At 66.8% G+C, this 16,053-nt stretch carries 18 protein-coding genes; all 18 read left to right on the top strand.

Annotated elements, in window-relative coordinates:
* Positions 1-68 precede the first annotated feature (68 nt).
* The 18 genes from aspS (at position 69) to queC (ending at position 16,037) form a co-directional block, all read left to right on the top strand.
* Positions 69-1,820: an aspartate--tRNA ligase gene (aspS, locus tag AC5P8U_RS03195; RefSeq protein ID WP_188240677.1), complete on the top strand. Its 1,752-nt coding sequence runs from the start codon at positions 69-71 to the stop codon at positions 1,818-1,820.
* A 16-nt stretch (positions 1,821-1,836) separates the two neighbouring features.
* Positions 1,837-2,160, top strand: a complete 324-nt coding sequence (locus AC5P8U_RS03190; protein WP_072167668.1) for a DNA primase — start codon at positions 1,837-1,839, stop codon at positions 2,158-2,160.
* A 31-nt stretch (positions 2,161-2,191) separates the two neighbouring features.
* Entirely contained in the window at positions 2,192-2,713 is a 522-nt protein-coding gene (locus AC5P8U_RS03185; RefSeq protein ID WP_049415346.1) for a GNAT family N-acetyltransferase, read from the top strand.
* Positions 2,714-2,788: 75 nt separating this feature from the next.
* Complete coding sequence (locus AC5P8U_RS03180) at positions 2,789-3,421, top strand: esterase/lipase family protein (RefSeq protein WP_032954421.1); 633 nt, start codon at positions 2,789-2,791, stop codon at positions 3,419-3,421.
* Positions 3,422-3,596: 175 nt separating this feature from the next.
* Positions 3,597-4,328, top strand: coding sequence for a YebC/PmpR family DNA-binding transcriptional regulator (locus AC5P8U_RS03175; RefSeq protein WP_005418519.1), 732 nt, complete (start codon positions 3,597-3,599; stop codon positions 4,326-4,328).
* Positions 4,329-4,434: 106 nt separating this feature from the next.
* Complete coding sequence (gene ruvC / locus AC5P8U_RS03170) at positions 4,435-4,956, top strand: crossover junction endodeoxyribonuclease RuvC (protein ID WP_005418518.1); 522 nt, start codon at positions 4,435-4,437, stop codon at positions 4,954-4,956.
* Between the two features lie 13 nt (positions 4,957-4,969).
* Positions 4,970-5,563, top strand: a complete 594-nt coding sequence (ruvA, locus tag AC5P8U_RS03165) for a Holliday junction branch migration protein RuvA (RefSeq protein ID WP_439426339.1) — start codon at positions 4,970-4,972, stop codon at positions 5,561-5,563.
* A 49-nt stretch (positions 5,564-5,612) separates the two neighbouring features.
* Positions 5,613-7,532, top strand: a complete 1,920-nt coding sequence (locus AC5P8U_RS03160) for a potassium transporter Kup (protein ID WP_072167670.1) — start codon at positions 5,613-5,615, stop codon at positions 7,530-7,532.
* Positions 7,533-7,658: 126 nt separating this feature from the next.
* Positions 7,659-8,699, top strand: coding sequence for a Holliday junction branch migration DNA helicase RuvB (ruvB, locus tag AC5P8U_RS03155; RefSeq protein ID WP_005418515.1), 1,041 nt, complete (start codon positions 7,659-7,661; stop codon positions 8,697-8,699).
* Complete coding sequence (gene ybgC, locus AC5P8U_RS03150) at positions 8,689-9,120, top strand: tol-pal system-associated acyl-CoA thioesterase (protein ID WP_049413323.1); 432 nt, start codon at positions 8,689-8,691, stop codon at positions 9,118-9,120. Before ruvB ends, ybgC begins: the two co-directional genes overlap by 11 nt.
* 10 nt (positions 9,121-9,130) lie before the next feature.
* Positions 9,131-9,910, top strand: coding sequence for a protein TolQ (tolQ, locus tag AC5P8U_RS03145; protein ID WP_005410752.1), 780 nt, complete (start codon positions 9,131-9,133; stop codon positions 9,908-9,910).
* 24 nt (positions 9,911-9,934) lie between these two features.
* The gene (gene tolR, locus AC5P8U_RS03140) at positions 9,935-10,363 is read left to right on the top strand and encodes a protein TolR (RefSeq protein WP_005410751.1); all 429 of its coding nucleotides are present in this window, start codon (positions 9,935-9,937) and stop codon (positions 10,361-10,363) included.
* On the top strand, positions 10,353-11,408 hold the full coding sequence (gene tolA / locus AC5P8U_RS03135; RefSeq protein WP_069139342.1) for a cell envelope integrity protein TolA: 1,056 nt from the start codon (positions 10,353-10,355) through the stop codon (positions 11,406-11,408). Before tolR ends, tolA begins: the two co-directional genes overlap by 11 nt.
* Positions 11,409-11,691: 283 nt before the next feature.
* Entirely contained in the window at positions 11,692-13,011 is a 1,320-nt protein-coding gene (tolB, locus tag AC5P8U_RS03130) for a Tol-Pal system beta propeller repeat protein TolB (protein WP_005418511.1), read from the top strand.
* Positions 13,012-13,075: 64 nt separating this feature from the next.
* On the top strand, positions 13,076-13,594 hold the full coding sequence (pal, locus tag AC5P8U_RS03125; RefSeq protein WP_005418510.1) for a peptidoglycan-associated lipoprotein Pal: 519 nt from the start codon (positions 13,076-13,078) through the stop codon (positions 13,592-13,594).
* A 3-nt stretch (positions 13,595-13,597) separates the two neighbouring features.
* Positions 13,598-14,416 (top strand): tol-pal system protein YbgF, encoded by an 819-nt coding sequence (ybgF, locus tag AC5P8U_RS03120; protein ID WP_053499377.1) that lies wholly within the window; start codon positions 13,598-13,600, stop codon positions 14,414-14,416.
* A gap of 176 nt (positions 14,417-14,592) precedes the next feature.
* Complete coding sequence (gene queE / locus AC5P8U_RS03115) at positions 14,593-15,294, top strand: 7-carboxy-7-deazaguanine synthase QueE (RefSeq protein WP_072167671.1); 702 nt, start codon at positions 14,593-14,595, stop codon at positions 15,292-15,294.
* Positions 15,295-15,371: 77 nt separating this feature from the next.
* Entirely contained in the window at positions 15,372-16,037 is a 666-nt protein-coding gene (queC, locus tag AC5P8U_RS03110) for a 7-cyano-7-deazaguanine synthase QueC (RefSeq protein WP_061480332.1), read from the top strand.
* The last annotated feature ends 16 nt before the right edge of the window (positions 16,038-16,053 follow it).

Raw genomic sequence — 16,053 nt, 5'->3', positions numbered from 1 at the left:
TCGGCCGCAGAATACGGGGCTTTCCGGCCCCCATCCGGTGCCGGCGTTCTCCAGCGGAGCTTCCCCCAATGCGTACCCACTTCTGCGGCCTGGTCGACGAGACCCTGATTGGCCAGACTGTCACCCTCGCCGGTTGGACCGACGTGGCCCGTAACCAGGGCGGCGTCTGCTTCATCGATCTCCGCGATCATGAAGGCATCGTGCAGGTGACCGTGGAGGTCGACAACGCCGAAGTGTTCGCCGTGGCCGCTTCGCTGGGCTACGAGGACGTGCTGCAGGTGGAGGGCGTCGTGCGCGCCCGCCACGCGGTGAACGACAAGATGCGCACCGGCAAGGTGGAAGTGATCGCCACCGCCATCACCGTGCTGAACAAGGCTGCGCCGCTGCCGTTCCACGCCCACGAGAACCCGGGCGAGGAAACCCGCCTGAAGTACCGCTATCTGGACCTGCGCCGTCCGGAAATGCAGCGCATGCAGCGCACCCGCATCAAGCTGGTGCAGGCCCTGCGCCGCCACCTGGACGAAAAGGGCTTCCAGGACATCGAGACCCCGATCCTGACCAAGGCAACCCCGGAAGGCGCGCGCGACTTCCTGGTGCCGGCGCGCATGCACCCGGGCGAGTTCTACGCGCTGCCGCAGAGCCCGCAGCTGTTCAAGCAGATCCTGATGGTGGCCGGCTTCGACCGTTACTACCAGATCGCGCGCTGCTTCCGCGACGAAGCACTGCGTGCCGACCGCCAGCTGGAGTTCACCCAGCTGGACATGGAATTCGCCTTCGTGCGCGAGCGCGACGTGCAGGACTTCGTCGAAGACATGATCCGCGCCATCTTCAAGGAAGTGGTCGACGTCCAGCTGGATGCCAGCTTCCCGCGCATGACCTGGGCCGAGGCGATGCGCCGCTACGGTTCGGACAAGCCGGACCTGCGCATCGCGCTGGAGCTGGTCGACGTGGCTGAACTGGTCAAGGACAGCGGGTTCGCAGTGTTCACCGGCCCGGCCAACGATGCCGAAGGCCGCGTCGCCGCGCTGCGCATCCCGGGCGGTGCAGCGCTGAGCCGCAAGCAGATCGACGAGTACGCCGCGCACGCCGCCAAGTACGGCGCCAAGGGCCTGGCCTACATCAAGATCGCCGACAACGGCGAAGTCAGCTCGCCGATCCAGAAGTTCTTCAGCGAGGCTTCCTTCGCTGCGCTGGTCGCCCATGTTGGCGCCGGCAATGGCGACATCGTGTTCTTCGGTGCCGGCAGCTACAACAAGGTCTCCGACTTCATGGGTGCGCTGCGCCTGAAGGCCGGCAAGGACTTCGGCCTGATCGCCGATGGCTGGGCGCCGCTGTGGGTCACCGACTTCCCGATGTTCGAATGGGACGAGGAAGAACAGCGCTACGTCGCCCTGCATCACCCCTTCACCGCACCGGCCGTGGACGACATCGCCGACCTGCGCGCCAACGCCCGTACCGCCGTCTCGCGCGGCTACGACATGGTGCTCAACGGCAATGAAATCGGCGGCGGTTCGATCCGTATCCACCGTCCGGACATGCAGAGCGCAGTGTTCGAGCTGCTCGGCATCGGCGCCGAAGAGGCCCGCGCCAAGTTCGGATTCCTGCTCGACGCGCTGAACTACGGCGCGCCGCCGCACGGTGGCATCGCCTTCGGCATCGACCGCATCGCCGCGCTGATGGCCGGCACCGAGTCGATCCGCGACGTCATCCCGTTCCCGAAGACCACCGGTGCACAGGATCTGATGACCGACGCGCCGTCGCCGATCGTCGACGCGCAGCTGGCCGAAGTGCACATCCAGGTTCGCCCCAAGACCAACTGATCAGGAGATCCAGGCAATGACCGAGTTTGCGTTTTCGCTGGAGTGGGAAAAGCTGGGCAATGAAGGCTCCGAGGCCAACCTGGTCACCGAGCGTGCACGCGTGTTCGGTGGTTGGCTGGTCCGCGTCGGTACCAACCCGGCGGCGATGGCCCTGACCTTCGTCGCCGACGGCGAAGGCCGTTGGGACGGTGAAGACTTCGGCGTCGAGGATTACGAGGACGACGAAGAGGAAGAGTACGACGAGGACGAGGAAGGCGAGGAAGAAGAGGACGAGGACGAGGACGAAGAAGAGTACGAGGAAGAGGACGAGGAAGAAGAGGAGTCGCCTGAAAAGGCTTGACCCCCGCTTCGCCCTGGCGTCAACTTCCTGCATGTATTCGATCCGCCGCGCCACTGTGGACGATGCGCCGACCCTGTCGGCGCTGGCCGCCCGCACGTTCACCGAAACCTTCGGCCATCTGTACCCGCCGCAGGACCTGCAGGCCTTCCTGGAGGAGGCCTACACGGTCGAGCGCCAGCGCGTGATCCTGGCCCACCCCGATTACGCAGTGTGGCTGCTGGAACTGGATGGGGAGGCGGTCGGCCATGCCGCCGCCGGCCCCTGTGGCCTGCCGCATCCGGATGTGAAACCCGGTGACGGCGAACTCAAGCGCCTGTACCTGATCAAGACGCAGCAGAGCTGCGGCTGGGGCAGCCGCCTGCTGGAAACCGCACTGGCCTGGCTGGAGCGCGAAGGCCCGCGCACGCTGTGGCTGGGCGTGTGGTCGGAGAACTTCGGCGCGCAACGCTTCTACGCCCGCTATGGTTTCGAGAAGGCCGGCGAGTACCTGTTCCCGGTTGGCGATACCAACGATCTTGAATTCATCCTGCGCCGCGCACCGCGCGCGGCCTGACGTTCACCGCCGCTTGCTGCGCGCGCGTGTTCAATCACCTCACGTTCCTGCCCCGCTGACCGCCAGGCTGTTTGCATGACTCCCCCCGTATTGCTGCTGCATGGCATCTGGAATGCCCGCGCCTGGGTCGGGCCGCTGGCCTGGCGCCTGCGCGCGCGTGGTTTCCAGGTGCATGCGTTCGGTTACTCCTCGGTGTTCGGTGGTCCCGACGTGGCGGTGCCCCAGCTGCTGGAACGGTTGGCCGACGCCGGGCCGTTGTCGCTGGTCGGCCACAGCCTGGGCGGGTTGCTGGCGCTGGAAGCGCTGCGGCGCAATCCGCAGCTGCCGGTGCAGCGCGTGGTCTGCCTGGGTTCACCGCTGCGCGGCAGTGGCACCGCACGCTCGTTGTCCGAGCACGGCTGGGGCCTGGCGCTGGGACGCAGCAGCGAGCTGCTGCTCGATGGCCTGCCGGACTGGCAGGGCAGGGCCGAGGTTGGCCTGATTGCCGGCTCGGTGCCGCACGGGCTGGGCAGCCTGCTGGGTGCCATCGACGATGCCTCCGACGGCACCGTGGCACTGGCCGAGACCCGGCTGCCGGGCCTGGCCGACCATTGCGTGGTCCGCACCAGCCACAGCGGCCTGGTGGTGTCGCCCGACGCTGCGCGGCAGACCGCGCATTTCCTGCGCCATGGCAAGTTCGACCACAGCCGCGACGCGGCGGCAGCATAGGGGCAGGGGAGGCAGGCCGCCCTGTAGAGCCGAGCCCATGCTCGGCTGCATTCCGTCGGGCCCATTGAGCCGAGCATTGGCTCGGCTCTACAACAATACGGGCCTAGACACGGTTGCAGCGCCCGATCAGGTAGAATCCGCGCCTTGATCCTGAAGCAGCCAGACGGTAGCACCCATGGGTAGAGGCCCCTCCATCGAAGCCCGCAAGAACGCGTCCGACGCGAAGCGCGGCAAGATTTTCACCAAGATCATCCGCGAGATCGGCGTTGCCGCGCGCGGCGGTGGAGGCGACCCCAACAACAATCCGCGCCTGCGCGTGGCCGTGGACAAGGGCCTGGCCGTGAACATGTCCAAGGACGTGATCGAGCGTGCCATCAAGAAGGCGACCGGTGAGCTGGAAGGCGTCGACTACGAGGAAGTCCGCTACGAGGGCTACGCCCCGGGTGGCGTGGCCGTGATCGTCGACTGCCTGACCGACAATCGCGTGCGCACTGTGGCCGACGTCCGCCATGCGTTCAGCAAGTGCGGTGGCAACATGGGCACCGAAGGCTCGGTGGCCTTCATGTTCAAGCGCCTGGGCGTGCTCAGCTTCGCCGCAGGGGCCGACGAGGAAGCCATCACCGAAGCGGCCATTGAGGCCGGTGCCGATGACATCGTGGTCTACCCCGATGACGGCTCGATCGATGTGGTCACCAGCCCTGACGCGTTCAACGCGGTGAAGGATGCGATGGCCGCCGCCGGCCATGTCGCCGACCACGCCGAGATCACCTTCCGCGCGGACAACGACATCAAGGTTGAAGGCGACGTCGCCCTGCAGGTCAAGAAGCTGCTGGACATGCTCGAAGACCTGGACGACGTGCAGGACGTGTATTCCAACGCCGAACTCGGCGCCGACGCCTACGCCTGAGCCGTCTGCGACGGCCTGGGCGCGGGCCGTTGAACGGTCACCGCGGACAGCCATGAGCCCCCTACGCCTGCCAGCGCATCCCGTTCCGCCCCGCCAGGAGTGCAGCATGACCCGCATCCTCGGCATCGACCCCGGTTCGCAGCGGACCGGGGTCGGCATCATCGATGTCGATGCCGCCGGCCGCGTCACCTACGTGCACCACCAGCCACTGGTGCTGCTGGGCGCCGACGACTTCCCGCAGCGCATGAAGCTGCTGGTGCTGGGCCTGGCCGACCTGTGCCGCGAGTACCAGCCGCAGGAAGTGGCCATTGAAAAGGTGTTCATGGCCCGCAATCCCGATTCGGCGCTGAAGCTGGGCCAGGCCCGGGGCGCGGCGATCTCGGCCGTGGTGCTGCGCGACCTGCCGGTGCACGAATACGCCGCCAGCGAAATCAAGCTCGCCGTGGTTGGCCGTGGTGGCGCCGAAAAGCAACAGGTTCAACACATGGTCGGGCTCATGCTCAACCTGAAAACCAAGCTGCAGGCCGACGCGGCCGACGCGTTGGCGGTGGCGATCACCCATGCCCACGTACGGGCAACGGCCAACCGCCTGGGGCTCAGTGCCCGCCAGGCGTGGGGCCGCAAATGAGGAGCTGCACGCAATGATCGGTCGACTGCGCGGCATCGTCGCCTACAAGGCGCCGCCGTGGCTGGTGGTGGACGTGAACGGGGTGGGCTACGAACTGGAGGCGCCGATGAGCACCTTCTACGACCTGCCCGAGCTCGGCCGCGAGGTCACGCTGTACACCCACTACGCGCAGAAGGAAGACAGCGTTTCGCTGTACGGCTTCCTGCGCGAGGGGGAGCGGCGCCTGTTCCGCAACGTGCAGAAGGTCAGTGGCATCGGCGCGAAGATCGCGCTGGCGGTGCTGTCCGGCGTTTCCGTCGAGGAGTTCGCGCGCATGGTCCAGGCCGGTGACATCACCGCGCTGACCCGCATTCCCGGCATCGGCAAGAAGACTGCCGAACGCATGGTGCTGGAACTGCGTGACCGTGCAGCCCAGTTCGGCGCCGGCGGCGCGCTGCCCACCGGCAGCGGCCCAGCCCCGGCCGACCCGCTGTCCGATGCCACCGTGGCCCTGCAGCAGCTGGGCTACAAGCCGGCCGAAGCGGCACGCATGGCCCGCGACGCCTTCAATGAAGGCGACGAAGTGGCCACCGTGATCCGCAAGGCGCTGCAGTCGGCGCTGCGCTGAGCCGCGTCCCTTTCCTTCAACGAACCGCCTGAGCGTCGCCAGGAGTCCCATGTCCAGCAGTCAAACCCCGCACGCAGCTGCCCCCGGCAGCCACGGTCACGCCCCTCCAGCAGGAGGCATGGCGTTGATCATCGGAGCGATCGGCGTGGTGTTCGGCGATATCGGTACCAGCCCGCTGTACACGCTGAAGGAGGCGTTCTCGCCACACTACGGGCTCAACAGCGACCACGACACCGTGCTGGGCGTGCTGTCGCTGGCGTTCTGGGCGCTGAACATCGTGGTCACGCTGAAGTACGTGACCATCATCATGCGCGCCGACAACGACGGCGAGGGCGGCATCATGGCGCTGATGGCGTTGACCCAGCGCACGCTGCGCAACGGCTCGCGCTCGGCCTACGTGGTCGGCATCCTCGGCATTTTCGGTGCGTCGCTGTTCTTCGGCGACGGCGTGATCACCCCGGCGATATCGGTGCTGGGTGCGGTGGAGGGCCTGGAGGTGGCCGCGCCGGGCCTGCATGCCTTCATCGTGCCGATCACGGTGGTGGTGCTGTTGATGGTGTTCGCGGCGCAGCGCTTCGGTACCGAGAAGATCGGCAAGGCCTTCGGCCCCATCACGTCGGTCTGGTTCATCTCGCTGGCGGCGATCGGCATCTACAACATCGTCGATGCGCCGGAAGTGCTCAAGGCATTCAACCCGTGGTGGGCGATCCGCTTCTTCATGGAGCACAGCTGGCATGGGATCTTCATCCTCGGCGCAGTGGTGCTGGCGGTGACCGGTGGCGAGGCGCTTTACGCCGACATGGGCCACTTCGGTGCCAAGCCGATCCGACACGCCTGGTACTTCTTCGTGCTGCCGTGCCTGGTGCTGAACTACCTGGGGCAGGGCGCACTGGTGCTCAACCACCCCGAGGCGCTGAAAAACCCGTTCTTCGAGGCGGTGCCGCCGTGGGCGCTGTACCCGATGATCATCCTGGCCACCATGGCGGCGGTGATTGCCTCGCAGTCGGTCATCACCGGTGCGTTCTCGGTCTCGCGTCAGGCGATGCAGCTGGGCTACATCCCGCGCATGCGCATCAAGCACACCTCGCACGACACCATCGGCCAGATCTACATCCCGGGCATCAACTGGGGCATCGCGGTGATGGTGATCGGCCTGGTGCTGGCCTTCCGCAGCTCGTCCAACCTGGCGGTGGCCTACGGTATCTCGGTGTCGGCCACCATGCTGATCGACACCCTGCTGCTGGCCCTGGTGGCCCGTTCGCTGTGGCCGAAGGCGCGCGCCTGGCTGCTGCCGCTGTGCGTGGTGTTCTTCATCATCGACCTCGGCTTCGTCATCGCCAACGGTGCCAAGCTGCTGCAGGGCGCCTGGTTCCCGGTGGTACTGGGGATCTTCCTGTTCACCATGATGCGCACCTGGCGCCGTGGCCGCGAACTGCTGCGCGATGAGATCCGCAAGGACGGCATCCGCCTGGATACCTTCCTGCCTGGGCTGATGCTGGCACCGCCGGTGCGCGTGCCGGGCACTGCAGTGTTCCTCACCGCCGACCCGACCGTCGCCCCGCATGCGCTGATGCACAACCTCAAGCACAACAAGGTGCTGCACGAACGCAACGTGTTCCTGCACGTGGAGACCCTGCCGATCCCGTATGCGATGGAAGGGCAGCGGCTGAAGATCGAATCGGTGGGCGACGAGTTCTACCGCGTCTATGTGCGCTTCGGCTTCATGGAAACCCCGGACGTGCCGCTGGCGCTGATGCGCTCGTGCGACCACGGTGGCATCTACTTCGACCCGATGGACACCACCTTCTTCGCCAGCCGCGAAACCATCGTGGCCACCGCCAACCGCGGCATGCCGATTTGGCGCGACAAGCTGTTCGCGCTGATGCACCGGAATGCCGCGCCGGCCACGGGCTTCTTCCGTATTCCCGGCAACCGCCTGGTCGAACTCGGGGCCCAGGTCGAGATCTGAGGTCTGGTAGTGCCGGCCGCTGGCGGGCATCCGCCGCACCACCGGTGTTCATGGGGTTGCCGGCCAGCGGCCGGCACTACCGTGCTTCCGGCCCCGGAATGCAACCATTTACCGCATAATCACGGTATGACCGACGACCGCATCATCGGCGCCGGCGCCACCCGCGAGGATGACGCCGCCGACGCCAGCATCCGCCCCAAGCGCCTGGCCGACTATCTCGGCCAGGCCCCGGTGCGCGAGCAGATGGAGATCTACATCGAAGCGGCCAAGGGGCGCGGCGACGCGCTCGACCACGTGCTGATCTTCGGGCCGCCCGGCCTGGGCAAGACCACGCTCAGCCACGTCATCGCCAACGAACTGGGCGTGGCCCTGCGGGTGACCTCCGGCCCGGTGATCGAGAAGGCCGGCGACCTGGCCGCGCTGCTGACCAACCTGCAGCCGCACGACGTGTTGTTCGTGGATGAGATCCACCGCCTGTCGCCGGTGGTCGAGGAAGTGCTGTACCCGGCGATGGAAGACTTCCAGATCGACATCATGATCGGTGAGGGCCCCGCGGCCCGTTCGATCAAGATCGACCTGCCGCCGTTCACCCTGATCGGTGCCACCACCCGCGCCGGCCTGCTGACCGCGCCGCTGCGCGACCGCTTCGGCATCGTCCAGCGGCTGGAGTTCTACAGCGTCGAGGAGCTGACTCGGATCGTGCGCCGTTCGGCCACCATCCTCGGCATCGACTGCACCGCTGATGGCGCCGGCGAGATCGCGCGCCGCGCGCGCGGCACCCCGCGTATCGCCAACCGCCTGCTGCGCCGCGTGCGCGACTACGCGCAGGTGAAGGCGGGCGGCCACATCGACGAGGCCGTGGCGCAGGCCGCGATGAAGATGCTCAAGGTTGATCCGGAAGGCTTCGACGAGCTCGACCGGCGCCTGCTCAAGACCCTGGTCGACTATTTCGATGGCGGCCCGGTCGGCATCGAGTCGCTGGCCGCGGCGCTGTCCGAGGAGCGCGGCACGCTGGAAGACGTGGTCGAGCCGTACCTGATCCAGCAGGGCTTCCTGGTGCGCACCGCGCGCGGCCGCATGGCCACCCACAAGGCCTACCGGCACATGGGCTTGAAGCCGAAGAACCCGCCGCAGGATCTGTTCGCGGAGGTTCCCGATGTCGGTTGAGCCACTATTCAGTTGGCCGACACGCATTTACTGGGAAGATACCGACGCAGGCGGCGTGGTCTACCACGCCCGCTACGTGGCCTTCATGGAACGGGCCCGGACCGAATGGATGCGTGCGCTCGGCTACGGCCAGGAGCGCATGCGCGCCGAGCATGGGATGGTCTTCGCGGTGCGCTCGATGCAGATGGATTTCATCAAGCCGGCACGGCTGGATGACACCCTGCAGGTGAGCGCCCGCCTGGTCCAGCTGAAGAAGGCCAGCATGGTCTTCGACCAGCAGATCCTGCGCGACGGCGAGCTGCTGCTGTCGGCCCGGGTCCGCATCGCCGCACTGGAAGCGGCCAGTTTCCGCCCGCGTGGCATGGACGAGGCCGTCCTTGCCATGCTGCAACCCCACCTCCACCCCGAATCCGAACACTGAGGAACAACGGATGATCGCAACGCTCCTGGCCCTGCAGGCCACGGTCACCGAGGCACTGCCGGCCGACGTCAGCAACGCCGCGACACAGACCCTTGCCCAGGCCACCACCGGCGGCGGCATCAACTACCTCGAACTGATGGCCAAGGCCAGCCTGCCGGTGAAGATCATCGTGCTGCTGCTGCTGGTCGGCTCGTTCGTCAGCTGGGTGATCATTTTCCGCAAGGCCCGCGTGTTCAAGCAGGCCACCCGCGAAGCTGACGAGTTCGAGAACCGCTTCTGGTCCGGCGCCGACCTGGGCAAGCTGTACAGCGCCGCCACCGACCGCAGCCGCAGCGTGACCGGCCTGGAAGCCATCTTCGAAGCTGGTTTCCGCGAGTACACCCGCCTGCGCGACAAGCGCCGCCTGGATGGCCGTGCGCAGCTGGAAGGCGCGCAGCGTGCCATGCGCACCACCTACACCCGCGAAGTGGACCAGCTTGAGCGCAACCTGGAACTGCTGGCCAACATCGGTTCGACTGCCCCGTACGTGGGCCTGGTCGGTACCGTGTTCGGCATCATGGTGACCATGCACGACATGATCAGCAGCGGTGCGCAGGCCGGTATCGCCGCCGTCGCGCCAGGCATCTCCGAAGCCCTGTTCGCCACCGCCATCGGCCTGTTCGTGGCGATCCCGGCGGTGTGGGCCTACAACCGCTTCACCACCCGCGTGGAGCGCATGTCGGTGCGGTTCGAGACCTTCGCCGAAGAGTTCAGCTCCATCCTGCAGCGCCAGAGCGCTGGCGACGAGTAAGCGCCTGACCCGGGAGTCCAAGCCATGTCCGCTGCCATCGGTCGCCGCAAGCGCCGCAAGCTGAAATCGGAAATCAACGTCGTTCCCTACATCGACGTCATGCTGGTGCTGCTGATCATCTTCATGGTCACCGCGCCGCTGCTCACCCTGAGCTTCGACGTCGACCTGCCGCAATCCAACGCCAAGGCGCTGGAAAGCAAGCAGGACCCGGTGATCGTCTCGGTGCGCCAGGACGGCCAGCTCAGCCTGAAGCTGCCCGACGCCAAGGAGCCGACCGCCGTGTCGGCCGAGGAACTGGAAGGCCGCCTGGCCGGCATCGCCGCCCAGGACAAGGGCGTGCGCGTGATCGTCGCCGCCGACCGTGCCGTGGCCTATGAAAAGGTCATCGCCGCGATGGATGTCATCAAGCGCGCCAAGGTAGACAAGGTAGGCCTGGCCACCGATGCACGCTGACGCCCTGCCACCTCCGCAGCAGCGCGAACCCGGCTGGGGCCTGCCCCTGGCGCTGGCGTTGCTGGTGCACCTGCTGGTCGCGCTGGTCTTCATCGTGGCCTGGTTCTGGTCGCCCGAGCGCAACACCGACGCCGCCGCCGGTGATCCGTCGGTGGAGGCCAGCCTGGCGCTGTCCGCGTCCGAAGCGTCCGCCGCCCGCCAGGCCCTGCGCCAGTCCGAAAAGCTGGAGGACCTGCCGCCGCCGGTGGCCGAGCCGGTTCCGGTGCCGGAAGACACCATTCCGCCGCCACAGCCGATTCCCGAGCCGCGCCCACAGGACGCCCCCACGCCGCAGCAGCAACAGGCACAGGAGCGTGTCGCGCAGCCGGATACCAAGGACCAGGAAGCGGTCAGCGCGTTGGCCATCTCGCAGGAGAAGGCCAGGCAGGAGCAGGAAGCCAAGCGCCGCCAGGAGCAGATCGACCTGACCGAACGCAAGCGCCAGGAAGAGGCCGAGCAGAAGCTGCGCCTGGCCAAGCAGCAGGAAGAAGACGCGAAGAAGAAGCTGGCCGATCAGGCGCGTCAGGCTGCGGACAAGGCCGAGGCCGAGAAGCAGAAGAAGATCGCCGAGATCCGTGCCCGCCGCGAACAGGCCGAAAAGGAAGCCAAGCTGGCTGAGCAGAAGCTGCGCCAGGTCGCCGCCGCGCGCAATGCCGCGGGCAGTGCCGCCGCCGGTTCCAGCGGTGCGTCCCAGCCGGCCGCCGGTGGTGGTGGCAACAGCGATGATCTTTCGGCCAAGTACGCCGCGGCGATCCAGGCCAAGGTGCTGTCGCAGTGGGTGCGGCCGGACACGGTGCCGCTGGGCCAGCGCTGCCAGATCACCATCACCCAGATTCCGGGTGGCACGGTGATGCAGGCCAAGGTCAGCCCGAACTGCCCGTACGACGAGGCCGGCAAGCGTTCGATCGAGGCCGCCGTGCTCAACGCGCAGCCGCTGCCGTACCGTGGCTTCGAGTCGGTGTTCGCACGCACGCTCAACTTCACGTTTACTGCCCAGGATCGCTGAGGCGGCGGGCCGGGGCGGCTCTCGAGCCACCCGCGCCCACGGTTGTCGCGCTTGCCTCTGGTGTGCTCGGTTTCGACCGGGCAGGCTGTGGGCTGCTGTCGAACACCGTCCTCCGGGGCGGCGTGACCAGGGCAGACGGTGCGATGCTAGCCACGACGTTAACGGTGCGTGAGAAGACGGGCTGGAACTGACCCGGAATTCACGTACCCTTGGTTCATGATTGCGAAGCGGTTCACTCCCGCTTTGTTATCCCTCGTTCCGGTTTCCCCTTATTGAGCGCTCCATGAAAAAGATGCCTCGCTGGCTTGCCGTGTTTGCGGCCCTGTTGCTGCCCTTTGCTGCTGTCGCGCAGCAGAAGGGGCTGGATATCGACATCATCGGCGGCAATGCCTCCGCGCTGCCGATCACCATCGTGCCGATGCCCTATCAGGGTTCGTCGGCCGCTCCGCAGACCGACGTCGCCGGCGTGGTCCGTGCCGATCTGGAGCGTTCGGGTCAGTTCCGCACGCTGCCGGAAGCGCAGATCGTCGAGAAGCCCGTGCGGGGGGGGGATATCCAGTTCGCGACCTGGCGCGCGCTGAAGCAGAACTACATCGTGGTCGGCCGCGTGCTTGATGCCGGTGCGGGTGCCTACCGCGTCGAGTACGAACTGTTCGACGTGCCCAAGGGCGAGCGCCTGCTGGGCCTGGCGATGACCGCCCGTGGCAACGCCATGCGCGACGTTGCCCACCAGATGGCCGACGCCATCTACGAAAAGATCACCGGTGTGCGCGGCGCCTTCTGGACCCGCATCGCCTACGTGACCGCCAGTGGCAAGGGCGACGCCATGCGCTACGCGCTGATGGTGGCCGATTCCGATGGCTTCAACCCGCAGACCATCGTGCGCTCGGCCGAGCCGCTGCTGTCGCCGTCGTGGAGTCCGGATGGCAGCAAGCTGGCCTACGTCAGCTTCGAGCGTGGCAATTCGGCCATCTACATCCAGAACATCGGCACTGGAGCGCGCGAGCTGGTCACCAGCTTCCGCGGCATCAACAGCGCCCCGGCGTTCTCGCCGGATGGCCGCAAGCTGGCCCTGACCCTGTCGCGCTCCGGTAACCCGGAAATCTACGTGATGGACCTGGGCAGCAAGCAGCTGACCCAGCTGACCAACCACTTCGCCATTGATACCGAGCCGACCTGGGCACCGGACGGCAGCGCGGTGTACTTCACCTCCGATCGCGGCGGCCGTCCGCAGGTCTACAAGGTCGGTGCCGGTGGCGGCAGCGCCGAGCGCGTCACCTTCCAGGGCAACTACAATGCCAAGCCCTCGGTGTCCTACGATGGCAAGAAGATCGCCGTCGCCCAGGGCTCGGGCAACAGCTACAAGATCGCGATGATGGACAGCTCGCTGGGGTCGCCCCGCTGGAGCACGCTGTCCCCGGGTTCGCTGGATGAATCTCCGAGCTTTGCGCCCAACGCAAGCATGGTGCTGTACGCCGCCCGCGAAGGTGGCCGTGGTGTGTTGTATGCCGTTTCGGCCGATGCGCGGGTTCGCCAGCGCCTGGTCCTGGCCGACGGTGATGTGCGCGAACCGGCATGGTCCCCATACCGTACCCAGCGCTAAAAGAGTGTTAATATTTTCGTTGTCTTGAACCCCTCATCGGCTTAGGAGCCACAAAGGTATCGCCATGAACAAGTCCACCCGCGTTCTGCTTGTTTCCCTGCTGTCTGTGGCCGTCCTGGCCGGTTGCTCGAAGAAGGTGAAGGAAGAGCCGGCAGCCCCGGTCGACACCGGCACCTCGACCACCACCCCGACCGGTCCGTCGACCTCCGGCCTGTACGGCCCGGGCGACCTGGACACCGACGCCTGCCTGCGCCAGCGCGTTGTCTACTTCGACCTGGACAAGGAAGACGTGAAGCCGGAATTCCAGGCCATCATGGCGTGCCACGCCAAGTACCTGCGTGACCGTCCGTCCTCGCGCATCACCCTGCAGGGCCACACCGACGAGCGCGGTTCGCGCGCGTACAACCAGGCCCTGGGTGAGCGTCGTGGCAACGGCGTCAGCTCGGCCCTGCAGGCCAACGGTGGTTCGGCTTCGCAGCTGACCGTCGTGTCCTACGGTGAAGAGCGTCCGGTCTGCACCGAGTCGAACGAGTCGTGCTGGTCGCAGAACCGTCGCGTCGAAATCGTCTACACCGCGCAGTAATCCATGCGCATTGGCATCAAACTGATGCTGGTCGTTGCGGCAGCCCTCGTGGCTGCCGCACCGGCGCACGCACAGCGACAGAGCCTGGCTGACCGTGTCGGCGCGCTCGAGCAGCAGATGTACAACAACAGTGCCAACCAGGACCTGTTGAACCAGATCAATCAGCTGCGGCAGCAGGTCACCAGCCTGCAGGCCTCGATCGAGCAGTTGCAGCATGACAACGCCCAGCTCAAGCAGTCCGCCCAGGACCAGTACCTGGATCTGGACAGCCGCCTGAACCGGTTGGAAGGGGGCAACGCCGCCCCGGCCCTGCCGCCCGTTCCGGCGAGCGCGCCGAAGGCCGCACCGGCCCCGGCAAAACCCGCAGCGGCGGCCACTTCCGAGCGGCCGCCTTCGGTCCATGGTGATGCTGGCAGCCTTGCCGCCACCGGCGACGAGCGCACCTCCTACAACGTTGCCTTCGATGCGTTGAAGGCCGGCAGGTACGACGATTCGGCGCAGCTGTTCCTGAGCTTCCTGGAGTTGTACCCGAACGGCGTGTACGCGCCGAACGCGCTGTACTGGCTGGGCGAGAGCTACTACGCCACCCGCAATTTCCCGATGGCCGAGACCCAGTTCCGAGAGCTGCTCTCGCGCTATCCGACCCACGACAAGGCCGCGGGCGGCCTGCTCAAGATCGGCCTCTCGCAGTACGGCGAGGGAAAGGTCGACCAGGCCCAGCAGACGCTGGAGACCGTCGTGGCGCAGTACCCCGGCTCGGACGCCGCGCGCACCGCGCAGGACCGCCTGCAGTCCATCCGCCTGGGCAGGCAGATCCGCTGATCCGCTGAGCGGGCGTACAATAGGTGCCCTGTAGAGCCGAGCCCACGCTCGGCTGCTTTCGTTTCCGGACCAGCAAAGCCGTCCGGTTGCTGTTGTAGAGCCGAGCCATGCTCGGCTGCTTTCGTTACCGGCCACGGTAGCCCACCCGCCACGTGTCCCACCAAGAAGTACCCGCCATGACCGCCGTTACCCCGTCAAACGCCGTCGCCACCCCCAGCGACATCGTGCAGTCGCCGCTGCCGCGCCTGAAGATCACCGAGATATTCACCTCGCTGCAAGGCGAGGCCGATACCGCCGGCTGGCCGACCGTGTTCGTGCGCCTGACCGGCTGCCCGCTGCGCTGCCAGTACTGCGACACCGCCTATGCCTTCCACGGCGGCACCTGGTGGGACATCGACGACATCGTGGCCGAGGTGCTGGCCCAGGGCGTCCGCCACGTCTGCGTGACCGGCGGCGAGCCGCTGGCGCAGAAGCGCTGCCTGGTGCTGCTGCAGAAGCTGTGCGATGCGGGCATGGATGTCTCGCTGGAAACCTCCGGCGCGCTGGATGTCAGTGCAGTGGACCCGCGCGTGTCGCGCGTGGTCGACATCAAGACGCCGGGCTCGGCCGAAGCCGTCCGCAATCGCCTGGAAAACCTGCCGCTGCTGACCGTCCGCGACCAGATCAAGTTCGTCATCTGCAACCGCGAGGACTACGACTGGGCCAAGGCCATGGTCGCCGAGCACGGCCTGGTGGAGCGTTGCACCGTGTTCTTCTCGCCGAGCAAGGGCGAGATCAGCGCGCGGCAGTTGGCCGACTGGATCGTCGAAGACCGGCTGCCGGTGCGCTTCCAGATGCAGTTGCATAAAATCCTGTGGAACGACGAGCCGGGCCGATGAGCCGGCGCAGCGTTCCCTGATGTAGCTCCGGCGCGGGACAGCGTGCTGGCTTTCCCCTCCCAACCGGAAGATTTCCCATGAAGAAGGCAGTCGTGCTTCTCTCCGGCGGCATGGATTCAGCCGCCGTCATCGCCATGGCCCAGGAACAGGGCTTTGCCGTGCATGCCCTGAGCGTGCGCTACGGCCAGCGCCACACCTCCGAACTGGATGCCGCAGCCCGCGTGGCCAAGGCCCAGGGCGTGGTCGCGCACAAGACCGTGGACGTGGACCTGCGCAGCATCGGTGGCTCGGCGCTGACCGATGACATCGACGTACCGGAGGCGGGCGGAGCCGGCATTCCGGTCACCTACGTGCCGGCGCGCAATACCATCATGCTGTCGCTGGCGCTGGGCTGGGCCGAAGTGCTCGGTGCCAATGACATCTTCTGCGGCGTCAACGCTGTCGACTACTCCGGCTACCCGGACTGCCGCCCCGAGTTCGTGGCCGCGTTCCAGGCGCTGGCCAACCTGGCCACAAAGTCGGGCGTGGAAGGCGCCGGCATCAAGGTGCATGCCCCGCTGCAGTTCCTCAGCAAGGGCCAGATCGTCAGCGAAGGCGTGCGCCTGGGCGTGGACTTCGGCCTGACCGTGTCCTGCTACAACGCCGACGCCAACGGCGCTGCCTGTGGCCACTGCGACGCCTGCCGCCTGCGCGCGCAGGGTTTCGCCGAAGCCGGCGTGCCCGACCCCACGCGGTACGCCTGACCGCGCCTGGTAGAGC

This window comes from Stenotrophomonas sp. YJH_SMC_81, assembly GCF_059370875.1.
Note: the sequence above shows the minus strand (reverse complement) of the source record. Positions and strands in the feature narration are given on the sequence as shown.